The 21,061-nt window shown below is 52.4% G+C and carries 18 protein-coding genes and 6 tRNA genes; 12 read left to right on the forward strand and 12 right to left on the reverse strand.

What is annotated here, in order from left to right; translation table 11 throughout:
* Nucleotides 1–32 precede the first annotated feature (32 nt).
* Nucleotides 33–2,048 (forward strand): NAD-dependent DNA ligase LigA, encoded by a 2,016-nt coding sequence (gene ligA / locus WB237_RS00810; protein ID WP_336209467.1) that lies wholly within the window; start codon nucleotides 33–35, stop codon nucleotides 2,046–2,048.
* A gap of 1 nt (nucleotide 2,049) precedes the next feature.
* Nucleotides 2,050–2,265, forward strand: coding sequence for a DUF3820 family protein (locus tag WB237_RS00815; protein ID WP_003861328.1), 216 nt, complete (start codon nucleotides 2,050–2,052; stop codon nucleotides 2,263–2,265).
* Here WB237_RS00815 and WB237_RS00820 read toward each other — a convergent pair.
* On the reverse strand, nucleotides 2,262–3,257 hold the full coding sequence (locus WB237_RS00820; RefSeq protein WP_028016171.1) for a bile acid:sodium symporter family protein: 996 nt from the start codon (nucleotides 3,255–3,257) through the stop codon (nucleotides 2,262–2,264). The genes WB237_RS00815 and WB237_RS00820 overlap by 4 nt on opposite strands.
* A gap of 89 nt (nucleotides 3,258–3,346) precedes the next feature.
* Between WB237_RS00820 and WB237_RS00825 the strand changes: the two genes are divergently transcribed.
* Complete coding sequence (locus WB237_RS00825; protein ID WP_336209470.1) at nucleotides 3,347–4,282, forward strand: LysR family transcriptional regulator; 936 nt, start codon at nucleotides 3,347–3,349, stop codon at nucleotides 4,280–4,282.
* Here the strand turns inward: WB237_RS00825 and WB237_RS00830 are convergent.
* Nucleotides 4,279–4,620, reverse strand: a complete 342-nt coding sequence (locus WB237_RS00830) for a FlxA-like family protein (protein ID WP_128348006.1) — start codon at nucleotides 4,618–4,620, stop codon at nucleotides 4,279–4,281. The genes WB237_RS00825 and WB237_RS00830 overlap by 4 nt on opposite strands.
* Before the next feature lie 207 nt (nucleotides 4,621–4,827).
* Between WB237_RS00830 and xapA the strand changes: the two genes are divergently transcribed.
* The 3 genes from xapA to WB237_RS00845 all read left to right on the forward strand — a co-directional run bounded on the left by xapA (nucleotide 4,828) and on the right by WB237_RS00845 (nucleotide 7,915).
* Nucleotides 4,828–5,652 carry a xanthosine phosphorylase gene (xapA, locus tag WB237_RS00835; protein ID WP_336209473.1) on the forward strand — a complete coding sequence of 275 codons (825 nt, stop codon included), beginning with the start codon at nucleotides 4,828–4,830 and terminating at the stop codon, nucleotides 5,650–5,652.
* A 51-nt stretch (nucleotides 5,653–5,703) separates the two neighbouring features.
* Nucleotides 5,704–6,960 (forward strand): nucleoside permease, encoded by a 1,257-nt coding sequence (locus WB237_RS00840; RefSeq protein ID WP_336209475.1) that lies wholly within the window; start codon nucleotides 5,704–5,706, stop codon nucleotides 6,958–6,960.
* 67 nt (nucleotides 6,961–7,027) lie between these two features.
* Nucleotides 7,028–7,915, forward strand: a complete 888-nt coding sequence (locus WB237_RS00845) for a LysR family transcriptional regulator (protein ID WP_336209477.1) — start codon at nucleotides 7,028–7,030, stop codon at nucleotides 7,913–7,915.
* A gap of 43 nt (nucleotides 7,916–7,958) precedes the next feature.
* Here WB237_RS00845 and WB237_RS00850 read toward each other — a convergent pair.
* The 4 genes from WB237_RS00850 to WB237_RS00865 all read right to left on the reverse strand — a co-directional run bounded on the left by WB237_RS00850 (nucleotide 7,959) and on the right by WB237_RS00865 (nucleotide 8,337).
* Nucleotides 7,959–8,034: transfer RNA gene (locus tag WB237_RS00850), tRNA-Lys, on the reverse strand.
* 4 nt (nucleotides 8,035–8,038) lie between these two features.
* Nucleotides 8,039–8,114: transfer RNA gene (locus WB237_RS00855), tRNA-Val, on the reverse strand.
* A gap of 29 nt (nucleotides 8,115–8,143) precedes the next feature.
* Nucleotides 8,144–8,219: transfer RNA gene (locus WB237_RS00860), tRNA-Val, on the reverse strand.
* A gap of 42 nt (nucleotides 8,220–8,261) precedes the next feature.
* Nucleotides 8,262–8,337, reverse strand: a tRNA-Val gene (locus tag WB237_RS00865).
* 258 nt (nucleotides 8,338–8,595) lie between these two features.
* On the opposite strand from WB237_RS00865, the gene gltX reads away from it, so the two are divergent.
* The gene (gltX, locus tag WB237_RS00870) at nucleotides 8,596–10,011 is read left to right on the forward strand and encodes a glutamate--tRNA ligase (protein WP_336209479.1); all 1,416 of its coding nucleotides are present in this window, start codon (nucleotides 8,596–8,598) and stop codon (nucleotides 10,009–10,011) included.
* 44 nt (nucleotides 10,012–10,055) lie between these two features.
* Here the strand turns inward: gltX and WB237_RS00875 are convergent, their stop codons facing one another.
* Both WB237_RS00875 and WB237_RS00880 read right to left on the reverse strand, forming a co-directional pair.
* The gene (locus WB237_RS00875) at nucleotides 10,056–10,448 is read right to left on the reverse strand and encodes a YfeC-like transcriptional regulator (RefSeq protein WP_336209481.1); all 393 of its coding nucleotides are present in this window, start codon (nucleotides 10,446–10,448) and stop codon (nucleotides 10,056–10,058) included.
* Between the two features lies 1 nt (nucleotide 10,449).
* On the reverse strand, nucleotides 10,450–10,812 hold the full coding sequence (locus WB237_RS00880) for a YfeC-like transcriptional regulator (protein ID WP_028016179.1): 363 nt from the start codon (nucleotides 10,810–10,812) through the stop codon (nucleotides 10,450–10,452).
* 217 nt (nucleotides 10,813–11,029) lie between these two features.
* Between WB237_RS00880 and WB237_RS00885 the strand changes: the two genes are divergently transcribed.
* The 3 genes from WB237_RS00885 to WB237_RS00895 all read left to right on the forward strand — a co-directional run bounded on the left by WB237_RS00885 (nucleotide 11,030) and on the right by WB237_RS00895 (nucleotide 13,627).
* Nucleotides 11,030–11,105 (forward strand) — tRNA-Ala (locus WB237_RS00885).
* Nucleotides 11,106–11,146: 41 nt separating this feature from the next.
* A tRNA-Ala gene (locus WB237_RS00890) sits at nucleotides 11,147–11,222 on the forward strand.
* A 215-nt stretch (nucleotides 11,223–11,437) separates the two neighbouring features.
* On the forward strand, nucleotides 11,438–13,627 hold the full coding sequence (locus WB237_RS00895; RefSeq protein WP_336209484.1) for a sensor domain-containing phosphodiesterase: 2,190 nt from the start codon (nucleotides 11,438–11,440) through the stop codon (nucleotides 13,625–13,627).
* A gap of 45 nt (nucleotides 13,628–13,672) precedes the next feature.
* On the opposite strand, the gene WB237_RS00900 is transcribed toward WB237_RS00895, so the two are convergent.
* Nucleotides 13,673–14,860 (reverse strand): NupC/NupG family nucleoside CNT transporter, encoded by a 1,188-nt coding sequence (locus WB237_RS00900; protein ID WP_024907625.1) that lies wholly within the window; start codon nucleotides 14,858–14,860, stop codon nucleotides 13,673–13,675.
* 351 nt (nucleotides 14,861–15,211) lie between these two features.
* Here WB237_RS00900 and WB237_RS00905 point away from each other — a divergent pair, with 351 nt between their 5' ends.
* The gene (locus WB237_RS00905; RefSeq protein ID WP_336209487.1) at nucleotides 15,212–16,450 is read left to right on the forward strand and encodes an Nramp family divalent metal transporter; all 1,239 of its coding nucleotides are present in this window, start codon (nucleotides 15,212–15,214) and stop codon (nucleotides 16,448–16,450) included.
* Nucleotides 16,451–16,490: 40 nt separating this feature from the next.
* Here the strand turns inward: WB237_RS00905 and WB237_RS00910 are convergent, their stop codons facing one another.
* Together WB237_RS00910 and mgrA are read right to left on the reverse strand one after the other, a co-directional pair.
* Nucleotides 16,491–16,844: a DUF2502 domain-containing protein gene (locus WB237_RS00910; RefSeq protein WP_336209489.1), complete on the reverse strand. Its 354-nt coding sequence runs from the start codon at nucleotides 16,842–16,844 to the stop codon at nucleotides 16,491–16,493.
* Nucleotides 16,845–16,971: 127 nt separating this feature from the next.
* Nucleotides 16,972–17,970, reverse strand: coding sequence for an L-glyceraldehyde 3-phosphate reductase (mgrA, locus tag WB237_RS00915; RefSeq protein WP_336209491.1), 999 nt, complete (start codon nucleotides 17,968–17,970; stop codon nucleotides 16,972–16,974).
* A gap of 184 nt (nucleotides 17,971–18,154) precedes the next feature.
* Here mgrA and ipdC point away from each other — a divergent pair, with 184 nt between their 5' ends.
* Nucleotides 18,155–19,813 (forward strand): indolepyruvate decarboxylase, encoded by a 1,659-nt coding sequence (gene ipdC, locus WB237_RS00920; protein ID WP_336209493.1) that lies wholly within the window; start codon nucleotides 18,155–18,157, stop codon nucleotides 19,811–19,813.
* On the opposite strand, the gene WB237_RS00925 is transcribed toward ipdC, so the two are convergent.
* A complete protein-coding gene (locus WB237_RS00925) occupies nucleotides 19,814–21,049 on the reverse strand; it encodes an ion channel protein (RefSeq protein ID WP_336209496.1) in 1,236 nt (411 codons plus the stop codon).
* Nucleotides 21,050–21,061 lie beyond the last annotated feature (12 nt).

A 21,061-nucleotide genomic window follows, 5' to 3' on the forward strand; every position in this document is an offset into this window, starting at 1 on the left:
TGTCGGGGGTTTTTTCTCATTGATGGTGCGATATGGACTCAATCGAACAACAACTCACTGAACTGCGAACCACGCTTCGCCATCATGAATATCTCTATCATGTTATGGACGCGCCGGAATTACCGGATGCGGAGTACGACCGCCTGATGCGCGAACTCCGCGAATTAGAGGCGCAGCATCCGGAACTCATCACACCTGATTCACCCACCCAACGCGTCGGCGCTGAGCCGCTGGGGGCTTTCAGCCAGGTGCGTCATGAAGTACCTATGCTGTCGCTGGACAACGTCTTCGATGAAGAGAGTTTCCTCGCATTTAATAAGCGTGTGCAGGATCGCCTGAAAAGCAGCGATACCCTTACCTGGTGCTGTGAGCTGAAGCTGGATGGCCTTGCGGTCAGCCTTCTTTACGAAAACGGCGTGCTGGTGCGTGCTGCGACACGTGGCGACGGTACGACGGGTGAAGACATCACCACCAACGTGCGCACTATCCGCGCGATCCCGCTGAAACTGCAGGGTGAGAACATTCCTGCGCGACTGGAAGTGCGCGGTGAAGTGTTCCTGCCCCAGGCGGGCTTCGAGAAAATCAACGACGAAGCGCGCCGCACTGGTGGGAAAGTGTTTGCTAACCCGCGTAATGCGGCGGCAGGCTCTCTGCGCCAGCTTGATCCACGCATCACCGCGAAGCGACCGCTTACTTTCTTCTGCTACGGCGTAGGGATTCTGGAGGGGGGCGAGCTACCGGATACGCACCTCGGACGTCTGCTGCAGTTTAAAGCGTGGGGCCTGCCGGTGAGCAACCGTGTTCAGCTTTGCGACTCCCCGGAAGCGGTACTGGCCTTTTACCACAAGGTGGAAGAGGACCGTCCAACGCTCGGCTTTGATATTGATGGCGTCGTTATTAAGGTTAACTCGTTAGCGCTTCAGGAGCAGTTAGGCTTTGTTGCGCGAGCTCCGCGCTGGGCGGTGGCGTTTAAATTCCCTGCTCAGGAGCAGATGACCTTTGTCCGCGATGTGGAGTTCCAGGTCGGTCGCACCGGTGCCATTACTCCGGTTGCTCGTCTGGAGCCGGTGCAGGTGGCGGGTGTGCTGGTGAGTAATGCCACGTTGCATAACGCCGATGAAATTGAGCGTCTGGGTCTGCGTATTGGCGACAAAGTGGTCATTCGCCGCGCGGGTGATGTTATCCCGCAGGTGGTTAACGTTGTTGAGTCAGAACGTCCTGATGATACGCGCGAGATTATTTTCCCGACTCATTGCCCGGTATGCGGCTCGGACGTTGAACGTGTTGAAGGTGAAGCGGTGGCGCGCTGTACGGGTGGCTTAATCTGTGGTGCGCAGCGTAAAGAATCTCTGAAACACTTCGTCTCCCGTCGGGCGATGGACGTTGATGGTATGGGCGACAAGATTATCGATCAGCTGGTTGAGAAAGAGTACGTCCATACGCCAGCAGATCTTTTCAAACTGACTGCGGGTAAACTGACGGGGCTTGATCGCATGGGGCCTAAGTCAGCGCAGAATGTCGTTAATGCTCTGGAAGCCGCTAAAGAGACGACCTTCGCACGCTTCCTCTACGCGCTAGGTATTCGCGAAGTCGGCGAAGCGACGGCAGCAGGGCTGGCGGCGTACTTTGGTACGCTGGATGCGCTGGAAAAAGCGAGCATCGACGAGTTGCAGAAAGTCCCGGACGTCGGGATTGTTGTCGCCACGCACGTCTTTAACTTCTTTGCTGAAGAGAGCAATCGTGAAGTCATCAGCAAGCTGCTGGAAGAGGGTATCAAATGGCCCGCACCGGTGGTGGTTAATGCCGAAGAGATAGACAGTCCGTTCGCCGGTAAAACGGTGGTGCTGACCGGCAGCCTGAGCCAGCTTTCACGTGACGATGCGAAAGCGCGTCTGGTGGCGCTGGGGGCCAAAGTGGCGGGCAGCGTGTCGAAGAAAACCGATTGGGTGATTGCCGGAGAGGCGGCGGGTTCGAAGCTGGCGAAAGCCCAGGAGCTCGGCATTGCGGTGATCGACGAAGCGGAAATGATGCGTCTGCTGGGAGAATAACGTGGAGAAAGAGCAGCTCGTTGAGATCGCCAACACCGAGATGCCGTTCGGTAAATATAAAGGCCGCAGGCTGATCGATTTACCGGAAGAGTATCTGCTGTGGTTTGCCCGTAAGGATGAATTCCCGGCAGGGCGACTGGGTGAGTTGATGGCTATCACGTTACTGATCAAAACTGAGGGGCTGACCCAGCTGGTTCAGCCCCTGAAACGCCCTTAAGCTTTCGCGGCGCGGGTCTCTTCCTGCGCCAGTTTTTCAGTCTGGCGTTTGTAACGACGCGCCAGCACCGCGCAGACCATCAGCTGGATCTGATGGAAAATCATCAGCGGCAGCACCATCATCCCAATTACTGAGGTCGGGAAGAGAATGTTGGCCATCGGGATACCGTTCGCCAGGCTCTTTTTCGACCCGCAGAACACAATCGTAATTTCATCTGCTTTATTGAAGCCGCACTTGCGTGCCACAAAGACGTTAACCGCAATTACAATCGCCAGCAGGACGAGGCTGACCACTACGATAAACAGCAGCGAGCCTGCGCCCACTTTATGCCAGATCCCATTTACCACCGCTTCACTGAAAGCGGAATAGACCACCAGCAGTATCGACGACTGATCGGTTTTTGAGATCCATTTTTTGTGCTTTGCCACAAATGCGCCCGTCCACGGACGCGAGAGATGCCCCAGGACAAATGGCAGCAGCAGCTGCAGACAGATTTTACCCACCTGCTCGAGGTTACCTTCCGCGCCGTGCATGTTCATGAGTAAACCCACCAGCAAGGGGGAGACGAAAATCCCTAACAGGCTGGATGCCGACGCCGAACAGACCGCAGCCGCAACGTTGCCACCTGCCAGCGAGGTAAAGGCAATGGCAGACTGCACGGTGGCTGGCAGAATGCACAGATACAGGAAACCGGTGTAGAGAGCCGGGTCGACGTTAACCGGAGCCCACCACGCAAACAGCACGCCGAGTATTGGGAACAGAATGAACGTGCTGCACATCACCCAGAGGTGCAATCGCCAGTGGCTACCGCCAGCGATAATGGCCTCGCGGGAGAGTTTTGCGCCGTGCATAAAGAACAGCAGTGCGATGGCGGCCGTCGTTAGCCCCTCAAAAAACGGAACAAATCCCCCGCGGGCAGGGAAGAACGAGGCCAGTAAAACGGTAGCAACCAGAGTAAGCGTAAACGGATCAACAATACGAAATAGTTTCATAATGACTCCTGAAAACAGATGTCGCTATTGTGCTTTTTTTCATTTGAGAAATAAAATTGATTTATTGCATCCATTTATGAATTAAACAGATGAATTATTCCTTACGTCAGCTTCGCATTTTCGTCACCGTGGCAAACGCCCGCAGCTTCAGCCGCGCAGGGGAGATGATTGGCCTGAGCCAGTCGGCGGTGAGTCACAGTGTGAAAGAGCTGGAGAGTCAAACGGGCGTGCGGTTACTTGACCGTACCACGCGCGAAGTTGTGTTGACTGAAGCCGGGCAGCAGTTGGCCTTGCGCCTCGAGCGGTTACTTGATGAATTGAACAGTACGCTCAGGGATGTTGGGCGGTTGGGGCAGCAACTTTCGGGTACGGTGCGGGTTGCTGCCAGCCAGACAATCTCTGCCCACCTTATCCCGCAGTGTATTGCCGAGGGAAACCACCGCTACCCGGATATTGATTTTGTTTTACATGACAGACCGCAACAGTGGGTGCTGGAAAGCATCCGACAGGGGGATGTGGATTTTGGGATTGTGATCGATCCCGGTCAGGTGAGCGATCTGGCGTGTGAAAGCGTACTTTCAGAACCCTTTTTGCTGCTCTGCCGGGACGACGATCCGCTGGCAGTATTACCGGTAGTCAGCTGGCAGTCTCTTCAGGGAGCGAACCTGGTATTGCAGGATTATGCCTCGGGCAGCCGTCCGCTGATTGATTCAGCGCTGGCGACTCAGGGAGTAAAGGCAACGATCGTGCAGGAGATTGGTCACCCGGCGACGCTGTTTCCTATGGTGGAAGCTGGCATTGGTATCAGCGTGTTGCCCGCCCTGGCACTTCCCCTGCCACAGGGAAGTCGGCTGTCCGTGAAGCGATTGGTGCCTGTTGTCGAGCGAAAGCTGATGCTGGTGCGGCGAAAAAATCGTTCACTCTCGGGGGCGGCACAGGCCATCTGGGAAGTGGTGCGTATCCAGGCGCAACGATTAACCGAGGCCCGCATACGCGACCCACTGTTTAACGCATCAGAAGATTAGATGTAGATATCAATCTGATGATTATCTGACGGGCTATTCACTCCTTCCACTTTGCCCAGCTTTTGATCCTGTTTCTTCTGAGCCTCTTCGGCCTGCTGGCGCTGCAGCGCGGCAAGCTGGGCCTGCAGCACTTTGATCTGGGTCTGAATTAGTTCCTGCTGCTTCTTCTTCTCATCTGCGCTGCCAGTGCTGTTTGCCAGCTCTTTTAACTGCTGAGTCAGCTTTTTGATCTTGTCAATAATACTGCTGATCTGGGAAGAGATGTCGCTACCGCCAGAAGCACCTTTCCCACCGCTGCTGGTTTGAATCATTTGGGTTGAAGCCTGAATGGTCGTCATCGTATTTCCTCGCGTTATACAACAGAGGTATCGGCACCGACGGGATTAGCTTGAGCAAAACTGCCATATCTGGCAGGGAGTTGCATTGATACACAATCAGTATTGATGGTGCTGAAAAAGTGTATTGGAGGTAAGCCGCAGGCTCCAGATATAAGACTAAGGTCATGCGATCCGTGATATCGCGATCTTAATTCTCAAGGAGCCTCTATGACCCTCTCAAATAATCCCTGGTACTGCGCTGACATCATCCGCACCGCTAAACCAAATTTCACGCCGCGCGTTGCGTTCATTCTCGGTTCTGGCCTTGGCGCACTAGCCGACCAGATTGAAGACGCTGTTTCTCTGAGCTACGAAAAGCTGCCGGGTTTCCCTGTGAGTACTGTTCACGGTCATGCCGGTGAGCTGGTCCTGGGACATCTTGCCGGTGTACCTGTTGCCTGTATGAAAGGGCGGGGTCACTTCTATGAAGGTCGCGGGATGACCGTCATGTCCGATGCGATCCGCACGTTCAAACTGCTGGGTTGCGAGCTGCTGTTTAGCACCAATGCTGCAGGTTCATTGCGTAAAGACGTTGAGCCAGGAAGCCTGGTTGCGTTGAGTGACCATATCAACACCATGCCGGGAACGCCGATGGTGGGGCTAAACGATGAACGTTTTGGTGATCGCTTCTTCTCGCTGGCTAATGCTTACGACGCAGACTACCGTGCCGTTTTGCAAACCGTGGCCGCGAAAGAGGGCTTCCCTCTGCATGAAGGCGTGTTTGTCTCTTATCCTGGCCCCAACTTCGAGACTGCGGCGGAGATCCGCATGATGCAAATTATCGGTGGCGACGTGGTGGGCATGTCTGTGGTGCCGGAAGTGATCTCAGCGCGTCACTGCAACCTGAAAGTGGTGGCCGTTTCTGCAATTACGAATCTTGCTGAAGGCCTGGGCGAGGTAAAACTCTCACACGAACAAACACTGGCTGCTGCTGAGCTTTCCCGCCAGAACTTCATCAACCTTATCTGCGGTTTTCTTCGCCATATTGCCTGATTAAAACAATAAAGTGGCCCGTGAGGGCCACACTGCTATAAGGAATGGAATATGAACATCACGACTCGCTTAAAGATGATGTCCTTTATGCAATATTTTATCTGGGGGAGTTGGCTGGTTACCCTCGGCGCTTACATGATTAACACTCTACATTTTACCGGCTCCGACGTGGGGATGGTTTACAGCTCCAAGGGGCTGGCCGCAATTGTTATGCCATCTCTGGTGGGGATTATTGCTGACAAATGGCTGCGCGCAGACCGTGCATACGTGATTTGCCACCTCGTCTGTGCCGTTGCCCTCTGTTATGCCGCGCAGGTCAATGAACCCGGGTTAATGTTCTGGGTTATGCTGGTGAATGCGATGGCCTTTATGCCCACGATTGCGTTGTCGAACACGATTTCTTACTCCTGCCTTGAACAGTCAGGGCTGGATACGGTAAGCCATTTTCCGCAAGTGAGGGTGTATGGCACCGTGGGATTTATTGCCGCGATGTGGGCCATCAGCCTGATGGGGGCGGAGCTCAGCAACGTGCAGCTCTATATAGCGGCTGCTGCATCCCTGCTACTGGCGCTCTACTCTCTGACGCTACCGGCCATTCCGGTTGCGACGACAAAAACGTCTCCGTCTCTGGCTAGTAAACTGGGCCTCAATGCATTTATCCTGTTTAAACAACCCCGCATGGCGGTGTTCTTTTTATTCGCGATGCTGCTGGGCGCCGTGCTGCAGATAACCAACACGTTTGGCAGCCCTTTTCTGCATGATTTTGCACGGAATCCGGCGTATGCGGAGAGCTTTATCGTCAAATACCCGTCCATTTTGCTCTCCGTCTCGCAGATGTCAGAAGTATTCTTCATTCTGACTATTCCATACTTCCTCAGACGATTTGGTATTAAAACCGTCATGCTGATGAGCATGGTGGCCTGGATGTTGCGGTTTGGACTGTTTGCCTTTGGCGATCCGTCCGCAACAGGCTTTGCGTTGCTCATGCTGTCAATGATTGTCTACGGCTGCGCGTTCGACTTCTTCAATATTTCCGGCTCGGTGTTTGTTGAGCAGGAGGTGAGCTCTGATATCCGTGCCAGCGCGCAAGGGCTGTTTATGACCACCGTTAACGGTATTGGTGCTTATTTCGGGTCCGTGTTAAGCGGTATGGCAGTCGATTACTTCTCGGTGGATGGGGTTAAGGACTGGCAGACCATCTGGCTGGTGTTTGCGGCCTATGCGCTGGTGCTTGCGGTGGTGTTTTATTTCAGCTTTCACTATCACCACATCAGTAAAAACAGCGAGATGCGCACAGTTGCGCACTAAATTTTTCCTGTGGGCGATGAAAGGCTTTAAGGTAGACGCTTAAATGTTATCGCCAGGATATGTTTTGATGGAACGCGTCTATCGGACCGATCTCAAGCTGCTGCGTTATTTTCTGGCCGTGGCGGAGGAACTGCATTTTGGGCGGGCTGCGGCCCGTCTTAATATGTCCCAGCCGCCGTTGAGCCTGCATATTAAAGAGCTGGAAAGCCAACTGGGCACGTTACTGTTTATTCGCCACTCGCGGAGTGTCGCGTTGACGCATGCCGGTAAAGTGCTGATGGAAGAGTCCCGTCGGCTGCTCGCCAGTGCAAACCAGGCGCTGGCTCGCGTCGAGCAAATTGGCCGGGGTGAGGCGGGGCGCATTGAGCTGGGGATTGTCGGTACCGCCATGTGGAGCGAGGTGCGCACGGTCATGCGTGCTTTCCTGAAAGAGCATCCGAATGTTGATGTTATTTTTCGCGAAAAATCGCCGGTCATGCAGATGGCTTTGCTTGAACGTCGTGAGCTGGATGTCGGGATCTGGCGAATGGCAACTGAACCCACCGCCGGGTTTACCAGCGTGAGGTTGCGTGATGCCGCTTTTCTTGTTGCAATGCCGGAAGATCACCGACTGGTCAGCGAATCATCTATTACGCTCTCAGAGTTACAGGATGAGTATTTTGTCACCATGCCTTCAGCACATTCTGACTGGGCATTTTTACATCGCGTATGTCAGCAGGCCGGGTTCTCGCCGATGATTGTACGCGAAGCTGTTGAGCCACAGACGGTACTGGCGATGATTAGTATGGGGATGGGTATTACGCTTGCCGCTGACAGTTACGCGCAAATGCAGTGGCCAGGCGTGGTGTTCCGTCCTTTGCGCGAGCGCATACCGGCTGATTTGTATGTGGTATATGACGAGAAGCAGGCGACACCCGCGGTAGAAAGGTTGATTGCAACTTTGACGATGATGTAAACCGCAGATAGCAAAAAAGCGCCTTTAGGGCGCTTTTTTGCATTGGTGGGTCGTGCAGGATTCGAACCTGCGACCAATTGATTAAAAGTCAACTGCTCTACCAACTGAGCTAACGACCCGAAATGGTGGGCGATGACGGGCTCGAACCGCCGACCCCCTCCGTGTAAAGGAGATGCTCTACCAACTGAGCTAATCGCCCATTTCGGAACTGCTTTGATAAGGTGAGAATGGTGGGCGATGACGGGCTCGAACCGCCGACCCCCTCCGTGTAAAGGAGATGCTCTACCAACTGAGCTAATCGCCCATTCTCAATTCTTATCTACACTGCGAGTCTACGTGAAGTAGATGGTGGGTGATGACGGGCTCGAACCGCCGACCCCCTCCGTGTAAAGGAGATGCTCTACCAACTGAGCTAATCACCCCCGCTGTGTGGAGTCGCATTATAGGGAGAGTTGAAAATGAGTCAACGCATTTTCTAAAGTTTTTATTCGTTCGTCGTAAAATTAAACAAAACGATCGCGAAATGGGCGGTGGAGCATGATTTCTAAACAAAAATAGCAAACTCGGTCACGATAAAGGGATCAACATTGAGGAATCCCCCCACAGTGATAGAATATTGCCCATCGTTTTTTCCCCAGGATTTGCCGAATACCGGCATCTTTATAACGTAAGGCCATTTCATGAAAATCAAAACTCGCTTCGCGCCGAGCCCGACAGGCTATCTGCACGTCGGTGGTGCTCGTACTGCTCTCTATTCCTGGCTTTTTGCTCGTCACAACAAAGGTGAGTTCGTCCTGCGTATTGAAGATACCGATCTTGAGCGCTCTACGCCGGAAGCAATTGAAGCCATCATGGATGGTATGAACTGGTTGAATCTGGAATGGGATGAAGGCCCGTATTTCCAGACTAAACGTTTTGACCGCTATAACGCTGTGATTGATGAGATGCTGGTCGCGGGCACGGCGTATAAATGCTATTGCTCCAAAGAACGTCTGGACGCGCTGCGTGAAGAGCAGATGGCGAACGGTGAGAAGCCACGTTATGACGGTCGTTGCCGCCATGACCATAGCGAACATGCTGCTGATGAGCCATGCGTGGTGCGTTTTGCTAACCCGCAAGAGGGTTCAGTGATCTTCGACGACCAGATCCGTGGCCCGATCGAATTCAGCAATCAGGAGCTGGACGACCTGATCATCCGCCGTACCGACGGTGCTCCAACCTATAACTTCTGCGTCGTGGTTGATGACTGGGATATGGAAATTACGCACGTTGTTCGTGGTGAAGACCATATCAACAATACCCCGCGTCAGATCAACATTCTGAAGGCGCTGAACGCACCAGTGCCTGTATATGCGCACGTCTCAATGATCAATGGCGACGACGGTAAAAAGCTGTCTAAACGCCATGGCGCGGTCAGTGTCATGCAGTACCGTGACGATGGGTATCTGCCGGAAGCGCTGCTGAACTACCTGGTGCGTCTGGGCTGGGCTCACGGTGACCAGGAGATCTTCAGTCGCGAAGAGATGATCAATCTGTTCTCTCTGAGCTCTGTGAGCAAATCGGCGAGTGCATTTAATACCGACAAGCTGCTGTGGCTGAACCACCATTATATCAATACCATGCCGCCTGAATATGTCGCGACATATCTGCAGTGGCACATTGAGCAGGCAAATATTGATACCCGCACTGGCCCAGAGCTGGCGGACCTGGTGAAACTGCTCGGCGAGCGTTGCAAAACGCTGAAAGAGATTGCAGAAAGCTGCCGTTACTTCTATGAAGAGTTTGATGAGTTCGATGCGGACGCTGCGAAGAAACATCTGCGCCCGGTTGCGCGTCAGCCGCTGGAAGTGGTGCGTGACAAGCTGGCGGCTCTTACCGAATGGACTGCGGAAAATGTGCATCACGCCATTCAGGCAACTGCTGATGAGCTGGAAGTCGGCATGGGGAAAGTAGGCATGCCATTGCGCGTTGCGGTGACCGGTGCGGGCCAGTCCCCGGCGCTGGATGTGACTGTCCATGCCATCGGCAAGTCGCGCAGTGTAGCGCGTATTAACAAGGCACTGGACTTTATCTCTGAACGCGAAAATCAGCAGTAATTAAGTCTTCAGGACGAGAAACGGCAGGGTAACCTGCCGTTTTTTTATGTATTTGATTCAGCAATACCCAGGCGTGTAAGAAAGCCGCGAATACCTTCACGTTTCAATAATGTGTCCAGACGCTTCTGCTCTAGCTGGGTCATACTCTCCAGCGTTTCGATAATGCCCGAACGCAGGTTTGAAGATGGGGAACTGTATGATGAGGGGACTTCTGCCAGATGGTAAACCGCCTGACGAGTACGGATTGCCGGGAGGCTCATAATATGTTCCTTCACGCGCGCATCAATATGGATTAGCCGCGCCCGACCGCCTTTTACGCCATTGAGCCCTTCGGTTTTCCAACCCTGTTGACGTATCCAACGATTAATGGTCTGTCTGGCAACACCCAAACTCTCCGCCAGTTCTTCCGTGGTCATTTTACTACGTAATCTTTTCATATTAGTTCTGGTCGCGAATCCCTAAACGTTGCAACAATCCGGTTATCCCTTCCCGCAGTAACAGCGATGTCATTTGCTTCTGCTCTTCCGGTGTCATTTCATTGGCCAGCGTCAGGAGTAGGTTGTGAAGCGAACCATCCTGGTTGGCACCTTCTGGTATATCAGACGTTTCAGTTGCCCGGCGTGCGCTGCGGATAAAGTCACGAACTTTTTCGTTCACATGTACCAGACGCGCTTTCCCACCCTGGACTCCCGGTTTTGGTGATGTAATCCAACCCTCTTTACGTACCCATTTATTGATGGTCTGGCGGCTATAGCCAGTGAGCAAGGCTAACTCTTCTGGCGTCATTCGTTCCTTGATCATGCAATTTCCTGAATATTTGTAGGGATAATTAACGGTTCATTTTATAGCACCGTTTTACGTGAAAACGTGACAGGCTTAACTCATGACTGCGAGCAAGCTCGCAAAGTGATTCATTTGCATGATTTTTCGGCGATTGAGCGGCGGTCATTGATTTTGCCGTTGACACTCCGCAGCGGAATTCATATTATGCCGCCCGTCAACATGACAGCTTTACGATGGGGCTATAGCTCAGCTGGGAGAGCGCTTGCATGGCATGCAAGAGGTCAGCGGTTCGATCCCGCTTAGCTCCACCAAACTCTGAACCCAACAGAGTGCGGTCAGTAAAGTAACATGTGGGGCTATAGCTCAGCTGGGAGAGCGCTTGCATGGCATGCAAGAGGTCAGCGGTTCGATCCCGCTTAGCTCCACCAAAATTTTAAGCCCTCGTCAAAAGACGAGGGCTTTTTTTATACGCTTGTAACACTCACTACTACATTTTGTTATAAAAATAGATATATTCCTGTACCTCACCTCAATCGAAAGCAATAAACCCGTCCATAATTAGACTTGAACTTGCTTCGCGCAATTAATAAACATATTATCCATCCGGTCAATGATACGAACGGATAATATACTCATCAGCTTAATGAATAGAAAAACTTACAATAACGTAAAGATATTTATGATTGCCCTGGTGCTTTGCCTGATTGCGGTACCTTTCTCCCGTTTCCTCTCTCCGCGCGCAATTGTTAATGGTCATGACGTTTATTTAGCATGGTTACCGCTAAGCGTTATGCTGGCGGTAATTTTGTTATTTGGACGCAGGGCAATTCTTCCTGTTTTGTTAGGTTTTACTGTCACTAATTTATTTTATGTTAATTTAGCGCCACTACAATATTCAGTTTTACTGTTTTGTCAGACCTTCGCGTTGTTCGCAGCGTGCGGTCTGCTACGCCTCATGCTGGGCAAGCGTTGGCGTTACAGCATCCCTAACAAGCACATCGGTTTACGTATATTCTGGCTCGGTTTTATCGTGCCAATAGGTATTAAGTTATCGATGTATATGGCCGGCTATTTTTTTGATTTCCCGGTGACAATTTCAACCTTCTTCGGCGAAGGAACGGTAATTTACAATGTGGTGGATATTCAAAGTCTGATCTGCGCGGCGTTGATTTTTACCATGATGTTCTATTACCCATTAAGAATGATAATTAATCCTCGCTATGCCATCACGTTCTGGCGGCGAAGCGTGAAGCCTGTGTTTCTTCACAAAAATTCATTATATATTTTTGTCTGGCTGATGTTTTTAAGTTCCATTCTCGTCATTTTATGTGGACCTTTTGAATCTCCCGTCATTGCGGGCTATTTGATGCCGCTGATTTTTATTCTTTTTACGTTAGCGATAAGTCGCCTGACCTATGCGCTTATCTCTTTGCTCTGGGCCGTATCTGCACTCCTGCTGTTGACCTACAACTATAACTTCCTTAATGGGGTTGAATCGGGCCATTCGCTCTCCTTTATCCTCTCCGTGCTTATCTCTTTCGCCATCTGTTTGCTTTACATGTCGCGCATTTATCAGCGCAGCGAGTGGTTAAAACGGGGCTGGCAGGGCCGGGCGCTGACCGATCCGCTGACGGGTTTGCCCAATATTCGTGCGCTGGAGGATTATCTTGAGAATCATCCTGATGCAAAAGTTAGCATTCTGCGTATGGATAACCTGGAATTTTTGAGCCGCCACTACGGGATGCTCATGCGGGTCCATTGCAAACGAACGATCGCCACGTCGCTTCAGCCACTTCTGCAGAAAGATGAGTCCCTCTTCCAGTTACCTGGCAGCGAACTGGTACTGGTATTGCTGGGCCCGGGAACCGCTGAGCGCCTTCAGCATATGGTTGATCGGCTGAACAGTCGTAAGATTTACTGGAACAACACCGGGCTGGATATTGAATTTGGCGCGTCCTGGGGGATGGTCGAAAACGGCGAAAAGTTACACCACACGCTGGGGCAACTGAGCTGGCTGGCAGAGCAATCCTGCGGCGCGCATAATGTTCTTGCGCTCACGAATAGCCTTGAAGCGGCATCAGGACAAACGACAGAACGTGTTCTGATGTTAGCGCGCATTAAACACGCCCTGGACGCGGGCCAGTTTCATTTATACGCGCAGCCTATCCAAAAGGCTGACGGGAGTGGGTACTACGAAATTCTGGCGCGGATGGAAAGCGAAGGGGAGATCATTACTCCCGATCGCTTTATTCCGTTGATTGCCCAATTCAACCTCAGTCATCGGTTTGATATGTGTGTAATGGAAAAGTTACTGGTGTGGCTGCGCGATCACCCTGCGACGCATGCCGGTGCCCGTTTTTCTGTCAATCTGATGCCGTTGACGCTGATGCAAAAAGAGGTGGCCAGTGAGATTTGCGCCCTCTTCGAACGGTATGGTGTAGCCCCTCAGGCCGTCATTATTGAAATCACTGAGGAGCAGGCCTTTTCGAATTCAGGAAGCAGTATCAACAATATCCAACAGTTGCGGGATTACGGTTTCCGGATCGCCATTGATGACTTTGGTACGGGTTACGCGAACTATGAGCGCCTCAGACGTCTGCAGGCAGACATCATTAAGATTGATGGCTGCTTTGTAAAAGATATTTGTACTGACGACATGGATGCGATGATCGTCCAGTCGATGTGTAATCTGGCGAAGACAAAATCTCTGTGTGTGGTGGCTGAATATGTGGAAACACCAGCTCAGCGCGAGATGCTGCTAAGCTTCGGCGTGGATTACCTGCAGGGCTACCTGATAGGCAAACCTACACCACTGGAAGAATTGCGGGCATAAAAAAACCGGGAGCCAGGCTCCCGGTTTGTGTTTTAACAGTAAACCTTACAGTACCAGTGCTGCGATAGAAGCAGACAGGACGCTTACCAGTGTAGAGCCGTAAACCAGTTTCAGGCCAAAGCGAGAAACCACGTTACCCTGTTCTTCGTTCAGACCTTTAATCGCACCGGCGATAATACCGATGGATGAGAAGTTAGCGAAGGAAACCAGGAACACGGACAGAATGCCTTCCGCGCGTGGAGAAAGGGTGCTGGCAATCTTCTGCAGATCCATCATCGCAACGAATTCGTTAGACACCAGTTTAGTCGCCATAATACTGCCCACCTGCAGTGCTTCGTGAGCCGGAACACCCATCACCCATGCTACAGGGTAGAAGATGTAGCCCAGAATACCCTGGAAGGAGATGCCCAGCACTGCAGCGAACAGGGCGTTCAGGCCAGAAATCAGCGCAATGAAGCCGATCAGCATGGCGGCAACGATAATCGCCACTTTGAAACCTGCCAGAATGTACTCACCCAGCATTTCGAAGAAGCTCTGACCTTCGTGCAGGTTTGACATCTGGATGTTCTCTTCGCTGGCATCAACGCGGTATGGGTTGATCAGTGAGAGAACGATAAAGGTGCTGAACATGTTCAGAACCAGTGCAGCAACCACGTACTTTGGCTCCAGCATGGTCATATACGCGCCCACGATAGACATGGAAACGGTAGACATTGCGGTTGCCGCCATGGTGTACATGCGGTTGCGGGACATCTTACCGAGAATATCTTTGTACGCGATGAAGTTCTCAGACTGACCGAGGATTAGGGAACTGACGGCGTTGAATGATTCCAGCTTACCCATGCCGTTTACTTTGGATAACAGGAAGCCAATTCCACGAATAATAAACGGCAGAACACGGATGTGCTGCAGAATACCGATCAGCGCAGAGATGAAGACGATTGGGCACAGCACCTTCAGGAAGAAGAACGCCAGACCTTCGTCGTTCATTTTACCGAAGACGAAGTTCGTCCCTTCGTTGGCAAACCCGAGCAGTTTTTCGAACATTTCGGAGAAGCCTTTTACGAAGCCAAGCCCCACGTTGGAGTTCAGGAAGAACCAGGCGAGTAAAACTTCAATGACCAGCAGTTGGACAACATAACGAATACGAATTTTTTTGCGGTCTGTGCTGACCAGCAATGCAAGTGCAGTAACGACAACAAGTGCCAGGACAAAATGAAGGACGCGGTCCATATTTGCTCCAAATTTGAGGCAGGTTTAATTTTCTTGCACATTCTATGTAACGAAGGAAAAGAAAACGAGATCAAGGGCACACTATAGTTACATCCTGTGACGAGTCTCAAAATTAGTGATCCACAATACATTTTTGTTATGTTAGGTAAATGAGTGAAAAGTTAAGTTTGTGTGCTAGTCTTCACAAAAGAGCGCGCGATTTCAGTTTCTGTTCGATCGCTTTCAGCTTACCCGCCCGTCTATCGTCCAAAGCTATCAGAGAAATCACTGTAAACTTCACAAATGATCTTGATAATCATTCTCATTTTGATAGCATTGAACATAGCAAAGGCTATATTTTCAGAGGCAGAAATGACAAACAGTCGCGTAGAGGGTAGCAGCGGCAGAGCAGCGCGCAAGTTGCGGTTCGCATTAATGGGACCTGCGTTCATTGCTGCCATTGGCTATATCGATCCGGGTAACTTTGCGACCAATATTCAGGCCGGGGCCAGCTTCGGCTATAAACTGTTGTGGGTAGTCGTCTGGGCTAACCTGATGGCGATGCTGATTCAGATGCTCTCCGCAAAGCTTGGGATTGCCACGGGTAAAAACCTGGCGGAGCAAATTCGCGATCATTATCCGCGCCCGGCGGTCTGGCTCTACTGGATTCAGGCCGAAATCATCGCCATGGCGACCGATCTCGCTGAATTTATCGGTGCGGCGATTGGCTTTAAATTGATTTTGGGGGTGTCGCTGTTGCAGGGGGCGGTACTGACCGGGATCGCCACCTTCCTGATTTTGATGTTACAGCGTCGGGGGCAAAAACCGCTGGAGAAGGTAATTGGCGGTCTGCTGTTGTTTGTCGCTGCGGCCTATATTGTCGAGCTGATTTTCTCACAACCCAATCTGGCGCAGCTCGGTAAAGGGATGATGATCCCAAGTCTGCCAACCTCTGAAGCGGTGTTTCTGGCCGCTGGTGTGCTGGGGGCGACCATTATGCCGCATGTCATTTATCTGCACTCTTCGCTGACTCAGCATCTCCACGGCGGGACACGTAAAGAACGTTACTCTGCGACCAAATGGGATGTGGCTATCGCCATGACAATTGCTGGTTTTGTGAATCTGGCGATGATGGCGACTGCCGCGGCCGCTTTCCACTTTAACGGGCACACCGGTATTGCCGATCTCGACCAGGCTTATCTCACGCTGGAGCCGTTACTGAGCCATGCTGCAGCCACAATATTTGGTCTGAGTCTGGTGGCTGCTGGCCTCTCATCTACGGTTGTGGGGACACTGGCAGGGCAGGTGGTCATGCAGGGGTTTGTTCGTTTCCATATTCCACTGTGGGTGCGTCGCTCTGTCACGATGTTACCGTCATTTATCGTGATTCTGATGGGACTCGATCCAACGAGGATCCTGGTCATGAGTCAGGTCTTGTTGAGTTTTGGTATTGCGTTGGCGCTGGTGCCGCTGCTGATCTTTACCAGCAATAAAACCCTGATGGGCGACCTGGTCAACACAACGCTGGTCAAAAGAATTGGCTGGGCAATAGTCGTGGTGGTGGTGGCGCTGAACCTGTGGTTGTTGATTGGAACAGTGTTAGGTCTGTAAGTTGTAATAAGAAAAAGGAGCCGTGAGGCTCCTTTTTGCATTAATGGTGACCATGGCCGTGACCACCACGTCCTCTTCCGCCGTGGTCCCAACCACCACCGCGGCGGTCATCACGGTCGTTCCAGCCTTCACGGTAACCGCGCTCATAGGCGTTGTTTTTATACCAGCCGCGATGCAAACCATTATCATGTTTCCACCAGCGATCTCCACGCCACTCATAGTGACGATGCCAGTAATCACGGTCGCGCCAGTAGCCACCGTCCCAGTATCTGCCGTAGTCGTCACGATCGCCAATTTGTAATTTTACTGATGGCAACAGGGTGATTTCGCCCGCAGTGGCGATGAGCGGGGCCGAAGCCAGTAATACCGCTGCAAGAATCAGTGACCTGAACATACTCTTTCTCCTTCACGATCGGGGCCTTTGCGAGGCCTGTTAACTCAATATTACGAGTTGGTAAAGCCTCGTTTCATCGCCTGAACTCCTAATTCATGAATGAGAGCACTTTTTGCTAAAAATGCTTTTATTTTGAGCTGCTCAGGATCTCCTCAATCATGTTCAGTTCTTCATCTGAAAAATAACGGTTTTCCAGCATGCCCACGGCGTCATCAATCTGGGCGGCCTTGCTTGCCCCAATAAGTACAGATGTCACCGATTCATGGCGTAAGATCCAGGCCAGTGCCATCTGAGACAGCTTCTGGCTGCGGCTTTCCGCCAGAGCGTTCAGTTTTCTGACCTTAACCAGCTTCTCTTCAGTGATCTGGTCAGGATTAAGGAACTGACTGCCACTCGCCGCACGTGAGTCCGCGGGGATACCGTTCAGATAGCGGTTGGTTAATTGACCTCCTGCCAGTGGCGAGAAGGGAATACACCCGACCCCTTTTTCCAGCAGTACATCCAGCAAACCCTCTTCCGGCGCGCGTTCAAACATAGAGTATTTCGGCTGGTGGATCAGGCAGGGCGTACCAAGGTCTTCAAGGATATCAATCGCTTTACGAGCCAGTTCAGCGGGGTAGTTGGATAACCCGACATACAGCGCTTTTCCCTGACGCACGATATGGTCAAGCGCTTTCATTGTTTCCTGCAGCGGCGTGTGTGGGTCAGGGCGATGATGGTAGAAGATATCAACATACTCCAGTCCCATGCGTTTCAGGCTTTGATCCAGGCTTGCCAGCAGATATTTGCGTGACCCCCAGTCACCGTAAGGGCCTTCCCACATGGTATAGCCCGCTTTGGTTGAGATGATCAATTCGTCGCGCCATGGCAGGAAATCCTCCTGCAAAATACGTCCGAAATTACGTTCCGCTGATCCCGGTGGCGGGCCATAGTTATTGGCAAGGTCGAAATGCGTAATGCCCAGATCGAAGGCGCGCTGTAAAAGTTGACGGCTGTTTTCGATAAGCGTGGCGTCACCGAAGTTATGCCAAAGCCCAAGGGAGATGGCTGGCAATTTCAGACCGCTCTGCCCACAGCGACGGTACTGCATTGTCTGATAACGATTTTTGTCCGGCTGATAACCCATTCTCATGACCTCTGGCGCTGAAAAGAAAAATCAGTGTATGCGTTTACATTACTGTGAAGAAAAGGAGAATAACGCAGCCATTTTTGTAAAGCATTCTTTCCATGTCCTTCTTACTGCTAATTCTGGACAGCCATCACGCTTCTTTAATACTCAAAGTGAGATCAACATAAGAAGGATACCTGTCATGCGTACCCCATACTGCGTCGCCGATTACCTGCTGGACCGTCTTACAGATTGTGGAGCCGATCATCTGTTTGGCGTGCCAGGCGACTATAACCTGCAGTTTCTCGACCATGTGATAGACAGCCCGGATATCTGTTGGGTGGGCTGTGCCAACGAGTTAAATGCGTCTTATGCCGCTGACGGATACGCCCGATGTAAGGGCTTTGCCGCGCTGCTGACGACATTCGGCGTTGGAGAATTAAGTGCCATGAACGGTATCGCTGGCAGCTATGCTGAGCACGTGCCGGTATTACATATTGTGGGGGCGCCGGGTACGGCGTCACAGCAAAGAGGGGAGTTGCTGCATCATACATTGGGTGATGGCGAGTTTCGTCATTTTTACCATATGAGCGAACCGATCACTGTCGCACAGGCGATCCTGACCGAACAAAATGCCTGTTATGAGATAGACCGGGTGCTGACCACGATGCTCCGTGAACGCCGGCCCGGCTACCTGATGTTGCCTGCCGATGTGGCAAAAAAAGCCGCTACCCCTCCTGTAAACGCTCTCACCGTAAAGCATGCTCATGCCGATAGTGCGTGCCTGAAGGCGTTTCGCGATGCTGCAGAGAGCAAGCTGGCCAGAAGCAAGCGTACTGCACTCCTGGCGGATTTTCTGGTCCTGCGTCATGGCCTTAAACATGCATTACAAAAATGGGTGAAGGACGTACCGATGGCGCATGCCACCATGCTGATGGGCAAAGGCATATTCGATGAACGTCACACTGGTTTTTACGGCACGTACAGTGGTTCAGCCAGCGCCGGCGCGGTAAAAGAGGCGATTGAAGGGGCGGACACGGTGTTGTGCATCGGCACGCGTTTTACCGATACCCTGACGGCGGGGTTCACCCATCAGTTAACCCCGGCGCAAACGATAGAAGTCCAGCCTCATGCCGCTCGCGTCGGCGATATCTGGTTTACCGGTATTCCGATGCTTCAGGCGATTGAGACGCTGGTGGAGCTGTGCAAACAGCACGTGCACGATAAGCCTGTACCGACGTCTCATGGCGCTATGGCCTACCCGCAGCCAGATGGCTCACTTACCCAGGACAATTTCTGGAGAACGTTGCAAACGTTCATTCGCCCGGGAGATATCATTCTTGCGGATCAGGGAACTTCGGCTTTCGGTGCGATTGACCTTCGTCTACCGGCAGACGTGAATTTTATCGTCCAGCCGCTGTGGGGGTCGATTGGTTATACGCTGGCGGCAGCATTCGGTGCGCAAACGGCATGTCCGAACCGGCGCGTGATTGTCCTGACAGGGGATGGTGCGGCTCAGCTCACTATTCAGGAGCTTGGGTCGATGCTGCGGGATAAACAGCGCCCCATCATTCTTGTGCTTAACAACGAAGGGTACACGGTTGAACGCGCGATCCACGGGCCGGAACAGCGGTACAACGACATTGCGTTGTGGAACTGGACGCAAATTCCACAGGCACTGAGCCTTGATCCTCAGGCTCAGTGCTGGCGGGTCAGTGAAGCGGAACAGCTGGTGGACGTGCTTGAAAAAGTGGCGCACCACGAGCGGCTCTCGTTGATTGAGGTGATGCTGCCGAAAGCAGACATCCCGCCGCTGCTGGGGGCCATTACTAAAGCGCTGGAAGCGCGTAATAGCGCCTGATTACTTATCGTTACGCCATGCCATCATCATGGGTTTGCCCGCCAGCAGGAGCCAGGCGGGCAACATCACGATGCAGAGCAGAGGGAAAAGCGTCGAATCCGGCACGACGACTGCCGCCATAAACAGACTTAACCACGCGTCGCGCGTGACAACCAGAACCAGCCCCAGGATCGAGCAAGAAACGGTAATGGCCGCCGGGACGGCATCCACATGTTCGTGCAGCATCAGCCCCAGCGCGACACCGATAAACACCGCCGGGAAAATACGGCCACCGCGGAAACCACAGGCCGAAGCTACCACCAGCGCCGCCAGTTTGATCACCGCAAACAGCAGATAATCTGAAACACTAAACACCTGGCTGAAGGCCAGTTGCTGCATCTCATCCAGACCTTTGAATAATGTCACTGCCCCGCCGATTGCCCCTAAAATACCGAGGATAAAACCGCCCACCCCCAGAATTAACACCGGGTGTTTAAGTTTATGCATCAGCCGATGAAGGCGCGGAAGACACCATACTGCCACCATGCCCAGCGCAATGGCGATCGCTGCGACGATGGCGCCGCTGAAAATATCGGCAATTTGCATCTGTCCATAGTGGGGCAAAGAGAGTGAAAAATGGGGATGGAAAAACAGGCTGGTGGTCAGCGCGCCGGCAGCTGCGGCCATCAGCGGCGCAAAGAGTTTATCCCACAGCGGGACATCGTTATTGCTGCTGAGTGTCTGAGAAAAGATGAGAGCGGCGGCTACGGGCGTGCCGAAAAGCGCTCCGATGGTGCCAGCGGAGGCAAGGATAGTCCAGTCCAGTGCGGCGACACGGGGTAAAATTCGCGCACCGAGGTAAACCGCCAGACCGATATTGACCGCCATGATCGGATGCTCCGGCCCCAGACTGACACCGCCCGCCAGACCCAGAATCAACGCGATGATCAACCCAGGTAATGCCGAGGGGGAAACTGGAGCACCAATCAAGGGTTCCTGCGCCGGGTCTGGGCCGGCATGACCGGGACTGAAACGGATCACCAGCCCAACCGCAATACCGGTTAACGTCAGCATCAAAATAACCCATGCAGGAGAATCAACGTTGACCCCCAGCTTTGCAGGAAGCGCTGTCCATAACATCGTTTGCAGCACCGACGCGACTTTCATCACGACAATGAGCACCAGACTTGAGGCAACGCCAATAATTAGCGCCGGAATTGCCAGCAGCAGCATGGTTCTGGCTCGCGGGTGGAGCATGATGATTTCCTT

It is taken from the genome of Enterobacter sp. P82, from assembly GCF_037053385.1.
In the GTDB taxonomy this organism is placed as follows: domain Bacteria; phylum Pseudomonadota; class Gammaproteobacteria; order Enterobacterales; family Enterobacteriaceae; genus Enterobacter.